This window comes from uncultured Umboniibacter sp. (assembly GCF_947497555.1).
Classification (GTDB): domain Bacteria; phylum Pseudomonadota; class Gammaproteobacteria; order Pseudomonadales; family DSM-25080; genus Umboniibacter.
In genome coordinates, this window is sequence record NZ_CANMGY010000003.1 from 84,850 (window position 1) to 105,027 (window position 20,178).

A 20,178-nucleotide genomic window follows, 5' to 3' on the forward strand; every position below is an offset into this window, starting at 1 on the left:
TTAATCCGAATCGTAACCAAGGCTCTTCAGCGCGCGAGCATCATCGGACCAGCCACTTCTCACCTTAACGAAGGTGTGCAGCATAATCTTGCGGTCAAACAGGCGTTCCATATCCAAACGAGCTTCCTGGCCAATCAGCTTGATTCTTGACCCCTGCTTACCTACGACGATGCGCTTTTGTCCATCACGCTCCACGAGAATAACAGCGTGAATATCCAGCACATTACCCTTATCCGTAAAGCTCTCAATCTCCACGGTCATCTGATACGGTAATTCATCACCCAACTGACGAGTTACTTTCTCGCGCACGATTTCTGAGGCGAGGAAACGTGAGCTCTTATCGGTGATCTGGTCATCTTCGAAGAAGTGCGGGCTCTCTGGGATATGCTTCTCAATAGCCGTCAGAAGGGACTCTACTTGAGTGCCCTGAAGGGCCGAAATCGGCACGATGTCAGCGAATTCACCCTTGGTCTGAAGCTCCTCAATATACGGAAATACTTCATTCTTATTCTCTAAACGCTCAACCTTGTTGATGGCAACCACCACAGGTGTCTTAGTACGTTGCACTAACTTCAACACGGCCTCATCGTCTTCAGTCCAGCGCAGACGGTCAATCACAAAGATAATGGCGTCGACATCACGAAGAGAGTCTGTCGCCTCTTTATTCATGTAATCGTTCAGTGCACGGCCCTTACTATTGTGTAATCCCGGCGTATCAACAAAGACATACTGCGTATCGGCTTCCGTATGAATACCCAACATACGGTGACGAGTGGTTTGTGGCTTACGGGAAGTAATGGCCAACTTTTGGCCTAAAATACGATTAAGCAGGGTTGATTTGCCCACGTTTGGACGCCCTACAATGGCGATAAATCCGCAGCGACTTTGATTCTCTGACATTACTTTTGCCTCAATAATTGCAGCGCCTTCGCGGCAGCTGCCTGTTCTGCTTTACGACGAGAGGTTCCCTCGCCAAAAACTTCACTTAATAGATTGGGAATATCACAACGGACTTTGAAAGTCTGGTTATGGTCTGCACCGTCAATAGATTCCACCTGATAGACCGGCAGTGCTACCTGCTTCTTTTGCACTGCTTCTTGAAGTTCCGTCTTGGCATCTTTCTTTGGCTTACCCACTTTAAGCGTGGCTAAACGGCTCTCATACCAGCGTAGGACGCTCGCCTGGGCAGTTGCCATGTCGGCATCTAAAGAGATAGCTCCAATTAAGGCTTCCACCGTATCAGAGAGAATTGAGGGGCGTTGAGCGCCACCACTTTTAATCTCACCAGCACCTAAGAAAAGGCTTACGCCTAAGTCCCATTCACGGGCAACCTCGGCAAGTGTGGTCTCACATACTAGATCTGCTCGAAGCCGACTCAAATCACCTTCGGTGGCTTTTGGCAGCTGTTGATAGAGAGCCTGGGCAATAGTGCAATTTAGAATAGAATCGCCGATGAATTCTAAGCGTTCGTTGTTGGGAGTGCCTACACTACGATGCGACAAGGCCTGCTTTAGCAGGCCTTGGTCCGAAAATTGGTAAGCAATACGCTTCAGCAGCTGATCAATATGCTGCTGTTTGGAACTATCTAGCATTCACTGCGCCTTAATCTCATTCTCAAAACTCAACACCACGTCAATATTATAGAATAGATCAATTCTGACCTCGTAGTTGGCGGTAACGACCAAAATCTCGTCTTCTCTAGCAATCACTAAGGCATTACGTGCCTGAGGCGAAATGTTGTCAATTACCATCGCCTTGCTAATACCTTCGCGAAATTCGGAAAGCGTAGTATCTTCCGTTCTTGAGTCAAATACCTTCTGAACCGATGAAACAAGCAGCGTGTTATCTAGGTAATAAGGCCCGAGCTTAACCGCAAGCATACCGAAAAATACCGCGATAACGATGACCAAACACATTCCATAAAATGACATACCGCGTTGAAAACGCTGCATAGTAACCCCCTAAATATTAGTTAATTGGACCAGCGTTCGAGAAGCTCGGCACACTGAAAAATTCATCCCAATGCATCCATTTATAAACGGCTTTACCAACAATATTGGCTTCTGGAACTGGTCCCCATTCGCGCGAATCACGAGAGTTATCACGGTTATCACCCATCATGAAGTAATGTCCTTCGGGTACCACCGTATTAAAATCTTCGCTATATCGACCTGGCTGAACGTGGCGGAACATCCGATGCGAAACCTCGCCCAGCTGTTCTGTAGTTTCTAACACTCGCGGCTCATTTACTGGGTAACCCATCACAAGTTCTTGCGGCTGTAGTTCGCCATTAACGTATAACATCCCCTGCTTTACCTGAACACGATCGCCCGGCAAACCAATTACTCGCTTAATAAAATAGCGCGGATCATTCGGCGGAAAAAACACCATGACATCGCCACGCTGCGGGCTATTCATTTCTATCAATGTAGAGTTTACGATGGGCAAACGGATGCCATAATCGAACTTGTTCACTAGGATGAAGTCGCCTACATCAAGAGTAGGTTCCATAGACGAACTTGGAATTTGGAAAGGCTCGTATAGGAACGAACGCAATACAAACACAAAAGCTAGTACTGGGAACACTGATTTAGAAATATCAATCAGCGCTGGATCCGGATTATTGCCGCGGTTCTTGGCGAGAAATAGCTTATCAATCAGCGCAATGAGCCCTGTCACGGCAACTGCCGAGGCAAAAATCAGGGGTAAATCTAAATCCATAGTTCTATCCTAGTTATGTTATTTTTATTGTGACTTAGCTATCAATCTTCAATACAGCAAGGAACGCTTCCTGAGGAATCTCTACGTTACCCACCTGCTTCATGCGTTTCTTACCAGCTTTCTGCTTCTCTAACAGCTTTTTCTTTCGACTGGCGTCGCCGCCGTAGCATTTCGCCGTTACATTTTTACGCAGCGCCTTCACGTTAGTACGGGCGATAATCTGCCCACCTAGTGCCGCCTGAATGGCCACATCAAACATCTGGCGTGGAATCAATTCTTTCATCTTTTCACACAATGCACGACCGCGTGGGGCAGCAAAATCACGGTGCACAATCAGCGCTAGTGCGTCAACCCGATCACCGTTAATCAAGACATCAAGTCGAGCTAGCTTAGCCGCTTCGAAATGATCAAATTGGTAGTCCAGTGAGGCGAAACCGCGTGACACAGACTTAACTCGGTCAAAGAAATCCATGACAACTTCGTTCATGGGCAGGTAGTAGCTCAATTGAACCTGACCACCCATAAACAACATATCCTTCTGTACGCCACGCTTTTCAACACACAGATTAATGACGTTTCCTAGGTAATCCTTCGGCACCAAGATATTGGCCAGCACAATAGGCTCGCGCATTTCTTTGATCGTACCGGGGTCAGGCAACTGCGACGGGTTATCTACCGTCACCACTTGATCATTGTTCAACATGACTTCATAAATCACCGTTGGTGCGGTGGTAATAAGATCAAGATTGTACTCACGCTCCAGACGCTCCTGAATGATCTCCATGTGCAGCATACCTAAGAAGCCACAACGGAAGCCAAAGCCAAGTGCTTCAGAACTCTCTGGCTCATAGAACAATGATGCATCATTCAGACAAAGCTTTGACAACGCCTCGCGGAATACTTCGTAATCGTCAGAGCTAACTGGGAATAGGCCCGCGTAGACCTGGGGTTTCACCTTCTGGAAACCTGGCAACTGATCCACTTCAGGAGTTTGCGCATGCGTAATGGTGTCACCTACTGGAGCGCCGTGGATATCCTTAATCCCGGCAACGATGTAACCCACTTCTCCAGCCCTAAGAACACCCGTTTCCTTACGCTTTGGTGTAAAAATACCCACGCCATCCACCACATGCGAACGACCTAAGCTCTTAATAATAATTTTGTCTTTCTTGTTAAGCGTACCGTGCTTGACACGAACCAACGACACAACGCCCAAATAGTTATCGAACCAAGAGTCGATAATCAACGCTTGAAGCGGCGCATCTAAGTCACCTTCGGGCGCAGGAACACTTTTAACTAGCGTTTCGAGAACGTCCTCAACACCAATACCCGTTTTCGCTGAGCAGGTAGTAGCATCGGTTGCATCAATACCAATAATTTCTTCAATTTCTTCACTGACTCGCTCGGGTTCGGCCTGAGGCAAATCAATTTTGTTAAGTACCGGAACCACCTCAAGACCTTGCTCGAGTGCGGTGTAGCAGTTAGCTACCGACTGCGCCTCTACGCCCTGAGCAGCATCAACAACCAATAGTGCACCCTCGCAGGCCGCGAGTGACCGCGATACTTCGTAGGTGAAGTCAACGTGCCCTGGCGTATCAATGAAATTCAGTTGGTAGGTTTCGCCATCTTTTGCGGTGTAATCAAGGGTGACACTCTGTGCCTTAATGGTAATGCCGCGCTCGCGCTCAATGTCCATTGAATCGAGCACCTGAGCGGCCATTTCACGTTCGGTCAAGCCACCGCAGATTTGAATAAAGCGGTCGGCAATCGTCGATTTACCGTGATCGATGTGGGCAATGATAGAGAAATTTCGGATATGACTGAGATCGGACACAATTACCTCTGAGAATCACCTAGATTCTGCGCTACTTTAAAAACGCTAATTGTAATCGAAAAATCCCGCCAGCCCTACACCTAATTCTACTTAGCTTGTTGAGATGAAGAGTAGGTCAGCTTAGTAGTTTACTGGTGATGCGCGGATCGACATTGACATTGCCACCCCCACTGTTCAAAACTTGACAGCCCAATCGGAACCCTCTAGCGTTGATCGCCTATTCATAGGCTTTAAAGGACTAAAAATATGAAATATCAAGCCTGGTGGCTAATAGCGATCCTTTCTTTTTCCATCTCTCCGTCACTGTTAGCCGAAAAAACGATCGAACAGCATTCGGTTAGCACAGAAATCATACGAGAGGATGGTATTGATAGGAACCAGTCTGAAGCCGCGCGAATCTACGGCGAAATGATGGCCAATTGGAACGAACATTGGACTTCCCACCCTCGCCCTTCATTCAATGATGTGATTGCTATCAAAGTCACAACAACGTCGGCTTCGGTTAGCCTTTATTCGGAGCTACCGCCACCATATACTGGCCCGACACTTGGAGACACTCGAACCACCGAGTCTACCTATTGCGCTGGAGGTTGGAGAGTGACTTCATCAACAACAGAGACGTACATGGCGGACCAAAACGGGACGCTTGGATGGATTACCACTTCAAGTTCTTGGTCTTCAGTGCAAGAACCTGCCTGTGGTATCGGCGGGCACTAAAGCCCTTCATTTTGACACTAAATTCAATACGACCCTCATAAAAAACCCCTCAAAAGAGGGGTATTTTCAGTTTTTTCGTGGTGACACTAATAAGGCTCAATCCTCTAACTCAATAGTCCTAAACACCGGCTGACCGTTGCGGAAGAAGCGAATGGGCAACTTCTGGCCAACGGGTAAATCTGCTTCAATACTCGCGAGGGATTCGATATCCATCACCTCTTTAAAGTTGAGCAAATTAATAACGTCTCCGGGGCGAAGTCCAGCTCGGTCTGCGGCAGAGCCATCGACCACTGCCTTGACCCGAACACCACCTTCAATCTCGAGTTCCGCAAGTTGATCCTCAGAGAGGTTTGAAGCTACTACGCCTAATGCTCCTGCTTCAGAATCCTGGCTTTCACCTGCCTTTGCCGCCGAGCCATTATTCGGCAGCTCACCCAAGGTCACCGTTAGTGTCATTGGCTCGAGCTCGCGCATAATATCTACGGAATAGCTTTCACCAGCCTGAGACAAACCCACAATATGAGGCAGATCGCCCGAGTTCATGACTGCTTTGCCATCAAACTGCAAAACGATATCACCCACCTGAAGGCCGCCCTCAGCAGCTGGACCATCCTTCTCTACTAAGGTAATCAGGGCACCGCGAGAACGCTCTAAGCCGTTTGCCTCGGCGAGATCTCGGTCAACGTTCATGATGGCAACACCTAACCAACCACGACTCACTGAGCCATTCTCCTTAAGTTGCTCGACCACCTGCAGTGCAACATCAGATGGGATAGCAAAGCTCAAACCCATATAACCACCCGAGCGGGTAAAAATTTGGCTATTGATGCCAACCACTTCGCCGTCGAGGTTAAAGAGCGGACCGCCGCTATTGCCGGGGTTAATTGCGACATCCGTCTGCAAAAATGGCACATAGTTGTCGCCATTCTCAGTAGGTAATGAGCGTCCACGAGCAGAGACGATCCCAGCACTAGCAGAATAATCTAGACCGAACGGGGAGCCGATAGCGACCACCCACTCGCCCACTTTTGGCTGCTCGCTAGCGAAGCGAACAGGTCTAAGGTCTTCGGCTTCGATTTTTAGTAATGCCAAGTCGGAGCGAGGATCTTGACCCACTACTTCGGCATCGTATTCACGTTGGTCAGGGAAGCGGACCACAATGGTGTCACCGTTGGCGACTACATGATCATTGGTTAAAATATAACCATCATCCGAGATGACAAATCCTGAACCGCTGGACTGAGCGCGCTGCGGGCCGCGATTACGAGGCTCGTCAAAGAAACGTCGGAACATATCCGGCATGCCTTCCGGCATCTGGCGACGGCCAACTTCACGGACCGATTCCACTTCAATCTTCACCACTGACGGTGAATTATTATCAATCAGATCAACTAAATCGGGAAACTGATTGGCGGACGCAAACGGCGCCATCACCAAACACACAAGTAACAACGACACCTTGTAGCAACGGTGTGTAAATGACATAAACAATCTCCTAAGAAAGACGATACGAGTTAATTACAGTTTACTATTCAAACTACTTGGCGAGAAAATCAATTCTCCAGAACCTAAGTAACATTGTCTGCCGCTAAACACCTAAGTTCAATTGCGCAATACCGAACTCGCGTTTAGCCACAGTTAATCCTTAGAGCCCTAGTTTTAGCAATGGTTCACTGCCGAAGGTAAAGAAGTGTTAATCCTTAGCAATCATTGCCGAAGGGAGGATGATGGGATGAAGCTTAGGATTGCATTGGTCTCTGCGAGCACGACGATATAACCACATACCGGATAAACCAAGCCCCGTTGCGGCGCCAAAAAACGAGCCCAGATTAGGGTTAAATAACTCGGCACCCACTAGCGCTCCCGCCACCAAAGCTAGGACAGGAACCAAATAGAGCCACAGCGAGCCCAAGGCGACAACTTCGCGCGGCACACCAATCTCTATGCTGTCGCCCACAGTTAAGTGTGGTTTAGGCTGACTGGGATCATACAGGGCATGAATTTGGGTGGTTTCACTGGTTGCTTTATTGAGTAGGCGTTGGCCACATACTGCCCGGGCACTGCAGGCATCACAGGCTGATTGACGAATGGTGAGTACCCACGCACCAGTGCTATCGATGGCGGTTACTTCGGCCTGCTCTACAATCAATCGCTATTACCTCGGCGGCGCAGTGAAGCAATAGAGCGCTCCACGGTCTCCGAAGGAACGTCACCTAATAGCGTAATCGTGTAGTCCTCATCCTCTACTTTGATAGGCTGAGCAACCAAAGAGATAGCGCCAACACGCTGAATACCACGGCCGTTCACGCCGGGCTCAATGAATACTGAGAAGACGGCGTAGCCATCGCCGTACATTAGCCAGGTTCGGTCGTTTTCGGCATCGTATTCAGCACTGAATAATTCGAAGCCTGGAGGGGGTTCAGTTACCGCCCAATTTACCTGATCGTAGTTGGCTAACTGCCCCTGAACACAATCACTGGACTGGTTAAAGATCAACGGGGTGTCGGTTTGTGCACTGAGCTCTTCGGGGGTAATAGGTCGAATCTGAATATCTAAGTACTGCATGGATTCAAGCACTTGCTGCTGACGATCTAAGAGTAAGCTTTTCAAGATCAGGCCGGATGCCTGATCGACGAAGACAAGATGAGCGAAGCGGTACTGATCAATCGGCTCCAACCGCATTTTCCAAGCTAGTCGACCTGCCACGCGCTCTTCACCAATAATTGATGGCTCGTAGACGCCACCAACCATACTATCGAGTTGAGCAAAACGAGCTCGCCTTAACGCTTGGCCCGGCTGGAGACAATTGACAGGCATTGCTTCCCGAATAACTTCTCGTGCAGCGCCGTCGAGGTGGAAAATACGTTCATACTCGATGCCTTCTTCAACCTGATGAACAACACGCACATTCTGCTCGGTCGTTCCATTCGTCCAATTCAGCACGCCGGTATAACTAATTTGACGACCGGCCTCTGACATCGCAGCTAATACAATTTCAACAGGATCCGTCACGGTATTGACTGGAGTGGTCTCAGTAGATTGTGCTACTAACGTTGGTGAGGACAATAATCCACTCAACGCTAGTATCAAGAGACATCTGAACATCGAAAAGTTATTCCGGGGCAGCTTGAAGATAAGTTCGAACTGAAGAGGCTGTATTGGGGCCTGCACGTTCAACATGGAGACGAAGGTATTCCGACATCAACAACTGAATACGCTGCTGTTCTTCGGGGGACTGTAACATCACACCATTCGGCTGAATGATGGTTTGACCCGCTTCGGCATCCGTTGAGCTCAGTGTTAGGGGGGCACCGGAGATCTGAGTGGATACTTGACGAGTCGGCAATTGCGGTAGCGCCAACTCTGCATTTAAACTGTATAAAGGCTCATCGACACTCTGAAATCCAGGAATCAAGGCGTCATCCGACTGGGTTTGTGTAAGCGGTGAAATAACCACCACCAAGGCAGCAACCGCTGCCGCTACGGCAAACTGACCCGCAGGCTTCAACCACCTAGCGTGAAGCTTCTGAACAACCGTTGGGGCATCACTCACCATGACTTCATCACCGATTTCGGCGCGAACTCGATCGGCGAGACCTAAGCCTAAATTGGCATCAACCGGCTCGATAAGAGCACTCTGCTGAAGGTTCAACTCCGACCAGTGGCTTCGCACCTCATCGCTTTCATCTGCCGCGCGCAAGAGTCGGTGCAGTTCTAGCTCCGATATCTCGCCGTCGATTAATTTCGACATGAGCTCTGATGTTGAGTTGTTGCTGTTAGTCATTCCATAATCCTCGATGCACAAACTACACGTGACGACGTGAGCTTGGTGTGCTCTTTATTTCGCTCAAGTAGGGTTTAATGGATTCATTAACCGCTTCTCGCGCTCTAAAAATTCTCGATCTGACGGTTCCTACTGGACAACCCAACGATTCTGCAATTTCATCGTAGCTCAATCCTTCAAGCTCACGCAGGCGAATCGCCGAGCCAAGCTCAGTCGGTAAATTGTCAATGGCAGTAACAATTGCCGCTGCCAATTGGTCAGTATTGGTAACCGCCTCAGGCGTAGAGGCGTCACTCAACTCCATTAATTCCGGACTTTCAGTGTCATCAATATCCACATCCATCGTAGGACGACGAGATTGCGCCACTAACCAGTTCTTTGCAGTATTAGCCGCAATTCGGTAGAGCCAAGTGTAAAATGCGCTGTCACCCCGGAACTTATCGATAGCGCGCCAGGCACGAACAAACGTATCTTGCGCAACATCTAAAGCCGCATCGCGGTCACTCACAAAGCGAGATATTACAGCTACGACTCGGTGCTGATACTTCAGTACCAGTAAATCGAATGCGCGCTTATCGCCTTTTTTTACTCGCTCCACTAGCAGTAAATCTGCATTTTTAGAGGCAAGTTGTGATTCAGACATATTGTTACCTAATTGGGTGCGTTGCTATCAACGCGTTACTATGACCAGAGAGATTTTTAGTAGTTCCCTAACACTTATAAAAAAACCTCAGTTATAATTTCGAATCAGGGAAATTCATCCTTCATTATACGGCATACAGTGGTCTAACACGAATGGCAATTAAACAACATGACGTACTCGTCATCGGCAGCGGCGCAGCAGGACTCACCATCGCAATTGAATTAGCACAACACCTCAACGTAGCTGTGCTATCTAAGGGTGAACTAAACGCTGGCTCTACGCGCTGGGCGCAAGGTGGTATCGCGGCGGTCCTCACCACGGAAGATACTGTAGAAAGCCACGTGCAGGATACCTTAGCCGCAGGGGGTGGCCTGTGTGATGAAGAGCGAGTTCGCCATGTAGTCAGTCATTCCAGTGAAGCTATTCACTGGCTCATTGATCAAGGGGTAGAGTTCACCAAGGAAGAAGACGGTGAACAATATCACCTCACCCGCGAAGGCGGCCATAGTAAACGCCGCATCATTCACTCCGCAGACGCCACCGGCCAAGCTGTTGCGAAGACACTCATTGAGCGCGCTGCCCAGTCTGAGCGAATCGAATTCTTCACTCATCACATTGCCGTAGACCTCATTACCCACGCCGACCCTTCGGACACCAAGGTTCGTTGTGCAGGCGCCTACGTGCTCGACACGGATTCGGGTGAAGTAGAAACCTTCTCTGCGCGCTTTGTGGTGTTAGCAACCGGTGGGGCTTCCAAGGTGTATCTTTATACCAGCAATCCAGATGGCTCGAGCGGCGATGGAATTGCGATGGCTTGGCGCGCGGGTTGTCGTATTGCCAACATGGAATTCAACCAATTTCACCCCACCTGTCTTTATCATCCCAAGGCGAAGTCTTTTTTGATTACCGAAGCCTTGCGCGGTGAAGGAGCTCAATTAAAGCTACCGAACGGTGAGCGCTTCATGGAGCGCTTCGATCCTCAAGGCGAATTAGCCCCCCGAGATATCGTAGCCCGTGCGATTGATCATGAAATGAAACGTCTGGGCGCTGATTGCCTATTCTTGGATATTAGCCACCAAGATGAAGACTTCATCAAGGCACATTTTCCTACGGTGTATAAGCGCTGCCTGAAATTCGGTATCGATATCACCAAAGAGGCAATTCCGGTCGTTCCTGCGGCTCATTACACCTGTGGAGGCGTAGTCGTAGATACCAATGGTGCTACGGACCTTAAACACCTCTATGCGATCGGCGAATCTAGCTTTACCGGCCTCCACGGAGCAAATCGGATGGCGTCAAACTCGCTACTTGAGTGCATTGTGTACGGTAGATCGGCTGCCAAAGACATCCTCGACCAAGTAACCGCCACCCCACAAGCTCAAGCGCTTGCCCCCTGGGATGCTAGCCGCGTGACCGATTCCGACGAGGACGTAGTAATTTCCCACAACTGGGACGAACTGCGCCGCTTCATGTGGGATTACGTAGGAATTGTGCGAACTAAAAAACGTCTTGAGCGAGCGCAACATCGTATCAAACTACTGCAGCGAGAAATTGCCGAATACTACGGCCATCACAAGGTGAGTAGTGACTCCATTGAGCTGCGTAATCTTGCCGATGTTGCGGAACTCATTATTAGATCTGCTCTGCAACGACGTGAGTCACGCGGCTTGCATTTCACTCGCGACTACCCAGATTGCTCACCCGTAGCACGAAACACCATTATGGTGCCGATCAACTTTGCGGGCCAGGATATTGTGGTAACGGATCCTCAACCTCACCGTTAGAGCTTAAGCATGAGGCAATGGTTACCAGACGCCAAGTGCCAAGTGCCAAGTGCCAAGTAAGTATTGATTAATAAGCTCGAAGTGGAAGCGTTAAGTCACGCCAGTGTTAAGGCGTCGCCGAAGTCGGCGCCAGCTCACGGGAGATAATTGGTCCCACCACCACGTGTAGGTGCCCCGCTGAGTAGTAATCTTGGTCCAAAATGCACCTAATTGCAGAGCATGAATTTTTCCCAGACAACGCCAATGACCTCGCTCACAACGCCAAAGCTGGCCATTGTGCAAGCTATATACCTGAGGATTACTGGGCAGCAGACACAACCACACCAATGCGACCACACCGGTGAAGACTGCCACCTCTGGGCGCGCCAATACCAGCAGGTAATGACAGGCGGCGAGGCTGAGAAATACATAGAGCCAGTGGAGTGATGAGCTAGGAATGACCTGAAAGATTTGATTAGTGCCGCGTTTAGCCGCGGGCAGCATGGCGTTCCAAAATCAACTTAACCATTGTGGCGTGTTCTGGATCTTCTGGCAGGTCTGCTTTGAGAAACCAGCGGAATAAATCTTGATCTTGTTCCTCAAGTAGCGATACATAGCGCTCTTTATCAGCCTGATCAAGCCCTGCATACTCAAACTCTACGAAGGGCCCTAGTACGAGGTCTAACTCCAACATGCCTCTGCGACTTGCCCAAGCAATACGATTTTGAGCGAATAGATCTGTCATACAATATTCCAACCTTAAGTACGTTTATCTTATTATCGCCCACCGCTGCGCGTTAAGTCACGCACTTCAGTGTAGCTTTCTTATCAACTCACCTTGATTTTCCTAGGTAGAGCCCCCATAAATAGCTCATATTGATCTACGAGGTTTTCATGGATACCACCAGCATTGGTCAGCTCAGCATCTACTCGATCACAGGGAAAGATGCCGCGACATTTTTACAAAATCAAATTACCGCCGATACCGCAGACATCACGTTAGAGAAAGCTGCCTTCACGGCTAGTTGCGATCTAAAAGGCCGTGCTATTGCTACCTTCGTCATTACGAAGATTGATCAAGGCTTCCTCATCCTAGTTGATAAAGATTGTGCTGACGAACTCATCGCCCATTATCGAAAGTACGCAGCATTTTCGAAGGTCGCCATCGATCAACGAACGGACCTATCAGTGCATTTCTCTGCCCAAGCCGATCAACTTGCTCCTGAGGCGTTTTCCCAAGCTGGCTCAATGATCCGTCATCCAAATGGCTCTTCAGCGTGGGTCATTAAAGAGCAGTCAACAAGTGTTGAGCAATCTGTCGCGGCCGCCTTAGCCAATGTGGCGGCCGGCGTAGTCTTTACGGATGCCTCATCAAAGAGCGCATTCATCCCACAGATTATTGGCATCGATCTACTCGGCGGCATCTCCTTCACTAAAGGCTGTTACCTAGGGCAGGAAATCGTTGCCAGAATGAAGTATCTGGGTAAGTCCAAAAAATCGCTCCATCGCGGCAAGTTGGCCGGCGCTGCGCCAAGCAATGGGGATGAACTTCTCACCCCTGAAGGTAAAACAGCGGGTACGGTTGTGACGATTGGTGGAGAGAATGGAAGCTATCAGTTCTTAGCCGTGGTAACAGACAAATTGGCCGCCGAACCCCTGACGCTAAATGGCGAAACCATCACCGAACTAACATCGAGTAAAGTATGACAGATCAACTCCTCACCCTTAGCGCACTCTTAGAGCAAGCCGATCTCGAGGTAGCGACCTATGATTTATCACGGCAGATTCGTCGGATAGAGCATCAAGACTGGCTAGCATTCGAACGAGGTGAACAAGCCTGGGAAAATCCCGTTCAAGCGGCAGCAACCTTTGCCATTGTCGGCTTGAATAAGCAGCAGATAGAAAATAGCGTGGTCTGGTTCTTCCAATTACCGCTGGATGAACGCATGCACCTCAACCTAGGAGCCCGAGACGGCCTAATTGACCAACTCCTCAGTAGGGCAGCAGCCAATGCTGAAAACCTCAACGCTGAAGAGGCCACCGATTTACAGGCCGCAGCCAAGGACCTGAGCGCTAGTATTCAGCCTCCGGTTGAACGGCGCGCCAAGTTTCATTCCATGTTGCGAGTGGATAACCAGCTTGCCTCAACGGACAACTATCAACTGGTGAAGCGCTGGTTGGACAATCCTGAGGACCAGGATGTTGATCTGCTGCCCCTCCAGGGCTTAGCAGATTTGAGCGTTCGTCTGAATCAACCTGGCGTCGCCCAAAAGCTCAGTGCGAATGCTCTTTTGCTCGGCGATCGTCACTGGCAAATTCTGGCTCATCTACTGGAAAATGAGACTCTCCCCGCGGTACTGATTAAAACTATCGAAAGCCACTTACAAGCCGAATTGACGAGTGACCGCGATGCCACCAACACCGCGGCCTTACTGCAGAGTTTGGCTGGCTGCGACACGGCGTGCCGCGAACGCAACCTGCTTCGTACCTTGAACTCCGCCCACGGTGTTTCGGGCGAGGTGATAGGCGTCGTAGCAGGCCGTTTCTGGAATGACCTGCAACAGCCAGACGTATGCCGCCAGTTCTTTAGCAACCTGCTGCAATTCAACGATGGCATCAGCTTCGTTCCCGTTGTTCGCCAGTTGATGACGTTCACGGCGCTTCGCCCGTTTATCATTGCCTGTCTAAATCAACCCTTCGAGGATGAACGACTCGAGACACTTAGAATTAAACATCTGGGCCATTAATCGCAACTCATTGGCTCTTTGTCTGGCGCTTCTCGCGAATAGGAGTTGCGCCACCCCCTCCTTGTTCTCCATAATAATCAAAATCTGAGCGGAGCATCGCGGTGACTACCAACACCATCCTTTGGCATGACTATGAAACTTGGGGTGTCAATCCTAAGCTTGACCGACCCTCTCAGTTTGCCGCTATTCGTACCGACGAAAATCTCAACGAGATAGGCGAGCCGATTAACTGGTTCGCCCAGCCCTCCCTAGATCGCTTACCGCACCCTCAAGCTGCTTTAATTACGGGCATTTCACCAATGGAATGTCTTCAACGTGGCATGCCAGAACCTGAGTTTATCGCCAAGATTAACGCTGAATTTATGAAGCCCAACACCTGCGGGGCTGGGTATAACAGCATCAATTTCGACGATGAAGTCACTCGCTTTACGCTGTTCCGTAACTTTCATGATCCCTACGAGCGCGAATACAGCAATAACAACAGCCGTTGGGATTTGATCAACGTGCTACGGATGGCGCGGGCACTTCGCCCTCAAGGGATTGAATGGCCAACGGTGAACGATAAGCCGAGTTTTCGTCTAGAGATTCTCAGCGCCGCCAACGGAATCAGCCACGAGAATGCCCACGACGCCCTCAATGATGTCCGCGCTACCATTGGAATGGCTAAGAAGCTACGCGATGCCCAGCCAAAGCTATTCAACTATCTGTTTCAGATGCGGCAAAAGCATAAGGTGGCCGAACTCCTCCATGTTGGCAACGGGCCGTTTATGCACACCTCGCCTAAGTTAGGTCCTGAGCGCCACTATACCTCGGCCATGTTGGCACTGGGACAAGGCGGCAGTAACCGCAACGCAGTGGTGTGCGTTGACCTCAATACCAACAATGATTGGCTGCTTCGTGAAAGTGCAGAAACGATCCGCGAAATTATGTTCACTCGCTTTAGCGAGCGCCCTGAAGGTTACGAGTCACTGGGTCTGAAGCAAATCATGTTAAACAAGTCTCCCGCCGTAGCTCCGTTGAGAACTGCCACCGCGGACCCAAAAACCTGCGAGCGTCTGCAGCTAGACGAAAGTGCGATGCTAAAACGCGCTGAACTCTTTAGTGACCCGGCCGTTCGGGCAAAGCTCTGCGACGTCTTCAACAGTGATTATCAAGTAGCTCCAGCGGACGCGGAAACCACCCTATACCAAGGGTTCCCGTCACCAGCAGACAAATCCACGATGGCGGATGTTCGCGCTGCCAGCGCTGACGACCTAGCAACACAGGTCTATCACTTCGCCGATGATCGCTACAACCAACTTCTCCTGCGCTACAAAGCACGCTTCTATCCGCAGACCTTGAATGACGATGAACGATATACTTGGCGAGAGCTCTTGCTAAGTCGCTTTACCGATGGTGGCCGAGGTGAGCTAAGCTTAGAGGAATTCGCCGGAGAATTGATGCTACTTAGCCAAGATGCTGACATCGTGAACAATGAGCGTAAGTTGAAGATATTGAAGGATTTAGAGCGCTTCGCAATGCTAATTCAGAGCGCCTAGCATAGGGCTATTCGCGCTTAACGGCTCGGATACAGAACACTTATCAGGCTGAGCATGAGCTGTTTAGCCCCTATGAACTAAGCAAGTAAGCGTAGCTAATGCTAGGGACGCAACGCGTTAAAAACAACACCACGTTAGGAGACACCTGACGTCAAAAGCAAAAAATAAGAGGACACTATGCAGTTTCGTGGAGCCAACATTTTATCTATCGGACAGTTTGAGCGCGCGGACATCGAATCGCTCTTCACGACGGCGGATATACTCGCACCGTATGCTCGCCGTGAGAAACGAACGCGTGTTCTCGACGGGGCGATTTTAGGCAATATGTTCTTCGAGCCCAGCACTCGCACCCGAGTGAGCTTCGGCTCAGCCTTTAACATCCTTGGTGGTTATGTTCGTGAAACAACTGGCCTAGAGAGCTCGTCGCTGAGTAAGGGCGAATCACTCTACGATACGGCTAGAGTATTATCGGGCTACTCCGATGTTATTTGTATGCGCCATCCCGAAATTGGCTCAGTAGCCGAATTTGCTCAGGGTTCTCGAGTCCCGGTAATTAACGGTGGTGATGGCCCGAATGAGCACCCCACCCAAGCGCTGCTGGACCTCTATACTATTCGTAACGAGTTACGCAGTTTTAATCGCAGTATCGATGGATTACGTATCGCCATGATTGGCGACTTGAAACACGGCCGAACCGTTCACTCCCTCAGCAAATTACTTTGCCTGTTCAAGAATGTAGAAGTCCGCTTGGTATCGCCGCAACCGCTTCAGCTGCCCGATGCTCTCGTTGAACAAATGCGTACCGCCGATGTCAAAGTAACCGTAACCGATAAGCTCGAAGAAGGTATCCATGCCGTAGACATCGTCTACAGCACTCGTATCCAAGAGGAACGCTTCGCTGATCAAGCTGAAGCCAATCTCTATCGCGGCCAATTCCGCCTCAACCAGAGCATCTACACCGCGCACTGCGAGCCGAACACAGTCATTATGCATCCGCTGCCTCGTGACTCTAGGGTCGAAGCGAATGAGCTAGATAACGACTTGGATCGTAATCCCAACTTGGCAATATTCCGCCAAGCGGATAATGGTGTTATCGTGAGAATGGCATTATTTGTGAAAGTCTTAGATGTGGAAGCAGAGCTGAAGAAATCCGAACAGCCTGTGATTTGGTATACACAAAGAAACAACACGCTTTAAGGACAATCAACATGGCAGTTCGACTCTTAGCAATATTTCTACTTTGTTTCTCCATGGCGGCCGAAGCAAATTGGCGCTCAGCGATCCCTCGCATCACGCCTGAGGATATGGCCCTACTATCTACCGCCGTGTCGGAAGGGTTGAACAATCAGCCAGTAGGAACTGAAGTCGCCTGGCAGAACGATGAAAGCGGCAGCTACGGCACGGCTAAATTACTACGATTATTTACCTTGGGCGATGTTCCGTGTCGGCGGATTCGCTACACCGTAACCACTTCCAATAAAGACAATTGGCAGCTGGATTTCGACTTCTGTCTCAACCAAGACGGCTTATGGGAACGACAGCCAGGTTTATTTAACATTCCAGAGGTACCGCAAGATGACTAACCGTGCAGACAATTTCTTTAGTTCGAGTCTTAGCAAATTCAGCGTAAAAATTGTAACGCTCAGTGCAACCCTACTGTTAGCAGCCTGTGCCAGCTCGCCGAATATGGATTACGATCCCAATTACAATTTTGGCGCGAGCAAAACCTATCAGCTAACACCATCATCTGCGTTGGAGTCCACCGAGACGGCTATTTCTAGTCAACTACTTAATGATCGAATGGTTGCCAGTATCAGAGCTCAGTTAGCAGCAGCGGGTTACAGTGAGCAAAGCGAAGGAGCAAGCCTGCAGGTCACCTATCATTTGGAAAGCCTAGCCGCCTTCCGCGGCAACTCGGTTGGCGCTTCTACAGGGCTTGGTTGGTATGATTATCATCGCTACCCAATCCACCACTCACCGCGTCTCTATAGTGAGCAAACAACGCTCCAAGAAACTGATAATGATAAAGTGAAGGTGACCATCGATTTCACCGATGTTACCTCTGAAAAGTTAGTGTGGAGAACCAGTTCAGCGCGAAGATTACTAAACCAATCAAGCCCCGAACGTTCGCAAGCAGCAGTAGATGACGCCGTTCAGTACCTATTAAAAAACCTACCTCAGTAGCCTTACTGAGTCGTAATACTTCAGAGCACTGGCAAAATTAGCGCCGCCCAACGTTAGCGCTAATTTTGTCAGCGAACGTATGTAGCGAACCGGGTCAACCCAAGGAGTTGGCAACTCCCCCCACTAATTGTCCGGCGAAGCCTTCTTAGTCCTTTCCTGAAGGTATAAACCAACCAGTCGTGCTAAGACAATAGTGAGATAAAGCTGTCCCAAAATGGATTCCAATATTGTTACGGACCGCGCCGCTGGAGAAATCGGCGTGATGTCACCATATCCCAACGTGGTCAACGTTACGTAGCTGAAGTACTCCATCTCCGCCATCAATTCGTGGTAGTTCAGTTCCCCAAGTACGCGCAGCTCATCGTTAAATAGGAACGATCCCGGCAGCCACGCTTCAATCGCAAGATAAGCATAGGTCCAACTCTGTCCGATCATTAGATACACGCACATCGCCGCATAAATCGTCGACAGATTAGCGTGACGAGCGTAAATGAGAGTAAGCACTAGGAATACGGTTACGGAAATATGCGAGATAACGAATAAGATATTATTAATAATCTCTAGCTGCGGTATACCTAAGATTGAAACGAGTGAGTTATTCACAATGGCTGGAATACTTGTCAAACTCAAAACAATAAGCCACTTACGACTGTGAGATACGAGGTAAATCGCCGCAAGTAATACACCTGCGGAGGTGAGGTTACCAACACTCATGGCAAAAGAGCTTGCTGCGAGTAATCCCGTGGATAGAATATTGACAATCATTACCCAAAATAACGCTGTAAATGCGTAGTGAGGGTCGTGCGGAAGATCAAATTCTTTCATCGTGAGCCTGCTTCTTCATCGTATTTTCGGCAACTTGATAGCCAATATCAGCCAACTCCTTGGCTCGCCAAAATTCATGGATTACCGCCAAATCTCTAGCAAATTCAAACACCACATCCGGCGAATGCGTTGCGAGTTTAATGCGCGAGATAGCCGTTTGCATGATATCAAAGCTTCTATTGCTAATATCAAGCACACTGGGAAGCTCGACGACCTCTTCGTCGTTATCGCCAATTAAATCGGCGATAAATGAGGCGATTCGACCTCTTTTTTCCGAAGCCTTAGGCATTTTAGAACGCGCGAGTTGTTTTCGGTTGTCGGTCGAGCGGGCAGCTAGATCTACCGCTAAGATCATATCTGTTTGATCAGCCAGGACAGGAGCTATAGGTACGGGATTAAGAAGACCACCATCTACATAGATTCTACCGTTAATAACGTGCGGAGACAGTACATTGGGCACTGCAATTGAGGCTCGAATAACGTCAAATAAATCGCCACTTTGGAACCACTTTTCCTGCCCTCGGTCCAAGTCTGTCGCCACTGCAGTGTAACGTATTCCCAACTCCTCGATGTGTTTGTCACCCACCAACGAGCGCAGCGCAGCCATCACTCGGTCACCCTTAATGAAACCACCAGCGCCCCAGTGCAAATCCGTAAGTCTAAGCACATCGCGCTTTTCGAGCGCGAAGACCCAGGATTTAAATTCCTCGAATTTCCCAGCGGCATAGACGCCACCAATCAACGCACCTACCGAACAACCGGATATGGAGTCAATTTGATAGCCGTTATCTAGCAGCCAATCAATAACGCCAATTTGCACGAGGCCACGGGCGCCCCCGCTCCCGAGAACAAGCGAGACGCTAGTCATTAATTTCGCGAAGGAATAATCTTATAGGCTTTCTGTAACCCCTCTTCGATACGTGCCATCAAGCCTTCAGTGGTTGCTGCGTTTTCATGCACGCCACGAATCTCAATTTTATAGATTGGTTCCTTCGTGGCCGTATCAACAAACAAAAGTACTAACTGATTGACTGAAACGTGGTCACTACTCGACTGAAAGACATCACCATCATGGACGATACTCGCTTGCATACTATCACCCAACGAGTTGTCTATGGTGTAAACAGGTTCTTCGAACACTTCAACTTCACTTCGTCCTGCGCGCCAGGTCATCGTAACTTGAGACCCCTCGTCGACAATTTCATAACCCTTACTCTGAAGCTCTTTAGTTACCGATGTGCGAATTGCTGAATCCGCAATCGCTAGTGCGCTTTGTGTACTGGGATCTAAAGGGCTGTCACCCCAGGAAAAGTACTCATAGCTTGCTAGGTCGGTTTCTTTTTCATTGTATTCAATAACACGAATACTAGAACAACCAACCACTAGGCTACACAATACGATGCCAACTAAAAAATTCTTCAT

General features: G+C 49.3%; 23 protein-coding genes. 8 read left to right on the forward strand and 15 right to left on the reverse strand.

The annotated features are described in order from the left end of the window. From era to lepA, 5 genes are read right to left on the reverse strand one after another with little or no spacing between them, the layout of a single operon-like run. Complete coding sequence (era, locus tag Q0698_RS05200) at positions 1-900, reverse strand: GTPase Era (RefSeq protein WP_298634415.1); 900 nt, start codon at positions 898-900, stop codon at positions 1-3. Then, positions 900-1,592 (reverse strand): ribonuclease III, encoded by a 693-nt coding sequence (gene rnc / locus Q0698_RS05205; RefSeq protein WP_298634417.1) that lies wholly within the window; start codon positions 1,590-1,592, stop codon positions 900-902. The genes era and rnc overlap by 1 nt, the downstream gene beginning before the upstream one ends. Continuing rightward, entirely contained in the window at positions 1,593-1,952 is a 360-nt protein-coding gene (locus Q0698_RS05210) for a DUF4845 domain-containing protein (RefSeq protein WP_298634419.1), read from the reverse strand. 16 nt (positions 1,953-1,968) lie between these two features. Next, the gene (lepB, locus tag Q0698_RS05215) at positions 1,969-2,721 is read right to left on the reverse strand and encodes a signal peptidase I (RefSeq protein ID WP_298634421.1); all 753 of its coding nucleotides are present in this window, start codon (positions 2,719-2,721) and stop codon (positions 1,969-1,971) included. Between the two features lie 34 nt (positions 2,722-2,755). Then, a complete protein-coding gene (lepA, locus tag Q0698_RS05220) occupies positions 2,756-4,555 on the reverse strand; it encodes a translation elongation factor 4 (RefSeq protein WP_298634423.1) in 1,800 nt (599 codons plus the stop codon). Positions 4,556-4,801: 246 nt separating this feature from the next. On the opposite strand from lepA, the gene Q0698_RS05225 reads away from it, so the two are divergent. Beyond that, positions 4,802-5,272 (forward strand): hypothetical protein, encoded by a 471-nt coding sequence (locus Q0698_RS05225; RefSeq protein WP_298634425.1) that lies wholly within the window; start codon positions 4,802-4,804, stop codon positions 5,270-5,272. 96 nt (positions 5,273-5,368) lie between these two features. Here the strand turns inward: Q0698_RS05225 and Q0698_RS05230 are convergent, their stop codons facing one another. The 5 genes from Q0698_RS05230 to rpoE form a co-directional block, all read right to left on the reverse strand. Next, a complete protein-coding gene (locus tag Q0698_RS05230; RefSeq protein ID WP_298634426.1) occupies positions 5,369-6,757 on the reverse strand; it encodes a trypsin-like peptidase domain-containing protein in 1,389 nt (462 codons plus the stop codon). Between the two features lie 208 nt (positions 6,758-6,965). Further along, positions 6,966-7,421 carry a SoxR reducing system RseC family protein gene (locus Q0698_RS05235; RefSeq protein WP_298634428.1) on the reverse strand — a complete coding sequence of 152 codons (456 nt, stop codon included), beginning with the start codon at positions 7,419-7,421 and terminating at the stop codon, positions 6,966-6,968. After that, positions 7,418-8,338 carry a MucB/RseB C-terminal domain-containing protein gene (locus tag Q0698_RS05240; RefSeq protein WP_298634430.1) on the reverse strand — a complete coding sequence of 307 codons (921 nt, stop codon included), beginning with the start codon at positions 8,336-8,338 and terminating at the stop codon, positions 7,418-7,420. The genes Q0698_RS05235 and Q0698_RS05240 overlap by 4 nt, the downstream gene beginning before the upstream one ends. Positions 8,339-8,384: 46 nt before the next feature. Then, positions 8,385-9,056: a sigma-E factor negative regulatory protein gene (locus tag Q0698_RS05245; protein WP_298634432.1), complete on the reverse strand. Its 672-nt coding sequence runs from the start codon at positions 9,054-9,056 to the stop codon at positions 8,385-8,387. Positions 9,057-9,078: 22 nt separating this feature from the next. Beyond that, positions 9,079-9,699 (reverse strand): RNA polymerase sigma factor RpoE, encoded by a 621-nt coding sequence (gene rpoE / locus Q0698_RS05250; RefSeq protein WP_298634434.1) that lies wholly within the window; start codon positions 9,697-9,699, stop codon positions 9,079-9,081. 152 nt (positions 9,700-9,851) lie between these two features. Between rpoE and nadB the strand changes: the two genes are divergently transcribed. Then, positions 9,852-11,483 carry an L-aspartate oxidase gene (gene nadB, locus Q0698_RS05255; protein WP_298634436.1) on the forward strand — a complete coding sequence of 544 codons (1,632 nt, stop codon included), beginning with the start codon at positions 9,852-9,854 and terminating at the stop codon, positions 11,481-11,483. 90 nt (positions 11,484-11,573) lie between these two features. Here the strand turns inward: nadB and Q0698_RS05260 are convergent, their stop codons facing one another. Then, positions 11,574-11,966 (reverse strand): hypothetical protein, encoded by a 393-nt coding sequence (locus Q0698_RS05260; RefSeq protein ID WP_298634438.1) that lies wholly within the window; start codon positions 11,964-11,966, stop codon positions 11,574-11,576. After that, a complete protein-coding gene (locus Q0698_RS05265; protein ID WP_298634440.1) occupies positions 11,950-12,207 on the reverse strand; it encodes a succinate dehydrogenase assembly factor 2 in 258 nt (85 codons plus the stop codon). The genes Q0698_RS05260 and Q0698_RS05265 overlap by 17 nt, the downstream gene beginning before the upstream one ends. A gap of 149 nt (positions 12,208-12,356) precedes the next feature. Between Q0698_RS05265 and Q0698_RS05270 the strand changes: the two genes are divergently transcribed. The 6 genes from Q0698_RS05270 to Q0698_RS05295 all read left to right on the forward strand — a co-directional run bounded on the left by Q0698_RS05270 (position 12,357) and on the right by Q0698_RS05295 (position 17,931). Then, positions 12,357-13,169 carry a hypothetical protein gene (locus Q0698_RS05270; RefSeq protein WP_298634442.1) on the forward strand — a complete coding sequence of 271 codons (813 nt, stop codon included), beginning with the start codon at positions 12,357-12,359 and terminating at the stop codon, positions 13,167-13,169. Further along, complete coding sequence (locus Q0698_RS05275; protein ID WP_298634444.1) at positions 13,166-14,209, forward strand: DUF3549 family protein; 1,044 nt, start codon at positions 13,166-13,168, stop codon at positions 14,207-14,209. The genes Q0698_RS05270 and Q0698_RS05275 overlap by 4 nt, the downstream gene beginning before the upstream one ends. Before the next feature lie 101 nt (positions 14,210-14,310). Further along, a complete protein-coding gene (sbcB, locus tag Q0698_RS05280; protein WP_298634446.1) occupies positions 14,311-15,747 on the forward strand; it encodes an exodeoxyribonuclease I in 1,437 nt (478 codons plus the stop codon). 177 nt (positions 15,748-15,924) lie between these two features. Next, the gene (locus Q0698_RS05285) at positions 15,925-16,944 is read left to right on the forward strand and encodes an aspartate carbamoyltransferase (protein WP_298634448.1); all 1,020 of its coding nucleotides are present in this window, start codon (positions 15,925-15,927) and stop codon (positions 16,942-16,944) included. 11 nt (positions 16,945-16,955) lie between these two features. After that, a complete protein-coding gene (locus Q0698_RS05290; protein WP_298634450.1) occupies positions 16,956-17,330 on the forward strand; it encodes a hypothetical protein in 375 nt (124 codons plus the stop codon). Further along, positions 17,323-17,931: a DUF4136 domain-containing protein gene (locus Q0698_RS05295; RefSeq protein WP_298634452.1), complete on the forward strand. Its 609-nt coding sequence runs from the start codon at positions 17,323-17,325 to the stop codon at positions 17,929-17,931. Before Q0698_RS05290 ends, Q0698_RS05295 begins: the two co-directional genes overlap by 8 nt. 123 nt (positions 17,932-18,054) lie before the next feature. On the opposite strand, the gene Q0698_RS05300 is transcribed toward Q0698_RS05295, so the two are convergent. From Q0698_RS05300 to Q0698_RS05310, 3 genes are read right to left on the reverse strand one after another with little or no spacing between them, the layout of a single operon-like run. Next, positions 18,055-18,756, reverse strand: a complete 702-nt coding sequence (locus tag Q0698_RS05300) for a potassium channel family protein (RefSeq protein ID WP_298634453.1) — start codon at positions 18,754-18,756, stop codon at positions 18,055-18,057. Next, the gene (locus tag Q0698_RS05305; protein WP_298634455.1) at positions 18,743-19,624 is read right to left on the reverse strand and encodes a patatin-like phospholipase family protein; all 882 of its coding nucleotides are present in this window, start codon (positions 19,622-19,624) and stop codon (positions 18,743-18,745) included. Before Q0698_RS05305 ends, Q0698_RS05300 begins: the two co-directional genes overlap by 14 nt. Next, positions 19,624-20,178 carry a DUF4136 domain-containing protein gene (locus Q0698_RS05310; protein WP_298634456.1) on the reverse strand — a complete coding sequence of 185 codons (555 nt, stop codon included), beginning with the start codon at positions 20,176-20,178 and terminating at the stop codon, positions 19,624-19,626. The genes Q0698_RS05305 and Q0698_RS05310 overlap by 1 nt, the downstream gene beginning before the upstream one ends.

Coding starts and splice junctions, on each gene's coding strand:
- era (WP_298634415.1), bottom strand. CDS start 900: ATGTCAGAGAATCAAAGTCGCTGCGGATTTATCGCCATTGTAGGGCGT.
- rnc (WP_298634417.1), bottom strand. CDS start 1,592: ATGCTAGATAGTTCCAAACAGCAGCATATTGATCAGCTGCTGAAGCGT.
- Q0698_RS05210 (WP_298634419.1), bottom strand. CDS start 1,952: ATGCAGCGTTTTCAACGCGGTATGTCATTTTATGGAATGTGTTTGGTC.
- lepB (WP_298634421.1), bottom strand. CDS start 2,721: ATGGATTTAGATTTACCCCTGATTTTTGCCTCGGCAGTTGCCGTGACA.
- Q0698_RS05225 (WP_298634425.1), top strand. CDS start 4,802: ATGAAATATCAAGCCTGGTGGCTAATAGCGATCCTTTCTTTTTCCATC.
- Q0698_RS05230 (WP_298634426.1), bottom strand. CDS start 6,757: ATGTCATTTACACACCGTTGCTACAAGGTGTCGTTGTTACTTGTGTGT.
- Q0698_RS05245 (WP_298634432.1), bottom strand. CDS start 9,056: ATGACTAACAGCAACAACTCAACATCAGAGCTCATGTCGAAATTAATC.
- rpoE (WP_298634434.1), bottom strand. CDS start 9,699: ATGTCTGAATCACAACTTGCCTCTAAAAATGCAGATTTACTGCTAGTG.
- nadB (WP_298634436.1), top strand. CDS start 9,852: ATGGCAATTAAACAACATGACGTACTCGTCATCGGCAGCGGCGCAGCA.
- Q0698_RS05260 (WP_298634438.1), bottom strand. CDS start 11,966: ATGCTGCCCGCGGCTAAACGCGGCACTAATCAAATCTTTCAGGTCATT.
- Q0698_RS05265 (WP_298634440.1), bottom strand. CDS start 12,207: ATGACAGATCTATTCGCTCAAAATCGTATTGCTTGGGCAAGTCGCAGA.
- Q0698_RS05270 (WP_298634442.1), top strand. CDS start 12,357: ATGGATACCACCAGCATTGGTCAGCTCAGCATCTACTCGATCACAGGG.
- Q0698_RS05275 (WP_298634444.1), top strand. CDS start 13,166: ATGACAGATCAACTCCTCACCCTTAGCGCACTCTTAGAGCAAGCCGAT.
- Q0698_RS05285 (WP_298634448.1), top strand. CDS start 15,925: ATGCAGTTTCGTGGAGCCAACATTTTATCTATCGGACAGTTTGAGCGC.
- Q0698_RS05290 (WP_298634450.1), top strand. CDS start 16,956: ATGGCAGTTCGACTCTTAGCAATATTTCTACTTTGTTTCTCCATGGCG.
- Q0698_RS05295 (WP_298634452.1), top strand. CDS start 17,323: ATGACTAACCGTGCAGACAATTTCTTTAGTTCGAGTCTTAGCAAATTC.
- Q0698_RS05300 (WP_298634453.1), bottom strand. CDS start 18,756: ATGAAAGAATTTGATCTTCCGCACGACCCTCACTACGCATTTACAGCG.
- Q0698_RS05305 (WP_298634455.1), bottom strand. CDS start 19,624: ATGACTAGCGTCTCGCTTGTTCTCGGGAGCGGGGGCGCCCGTGGCCTC.
- Q0698_RS05310 (WP_298634456.1), bottom strand. CDS start 20,178: ATGAAGAATTTTTTAGTTGGCATCGTATTGTGTAGCCTAGTGGTTGGT.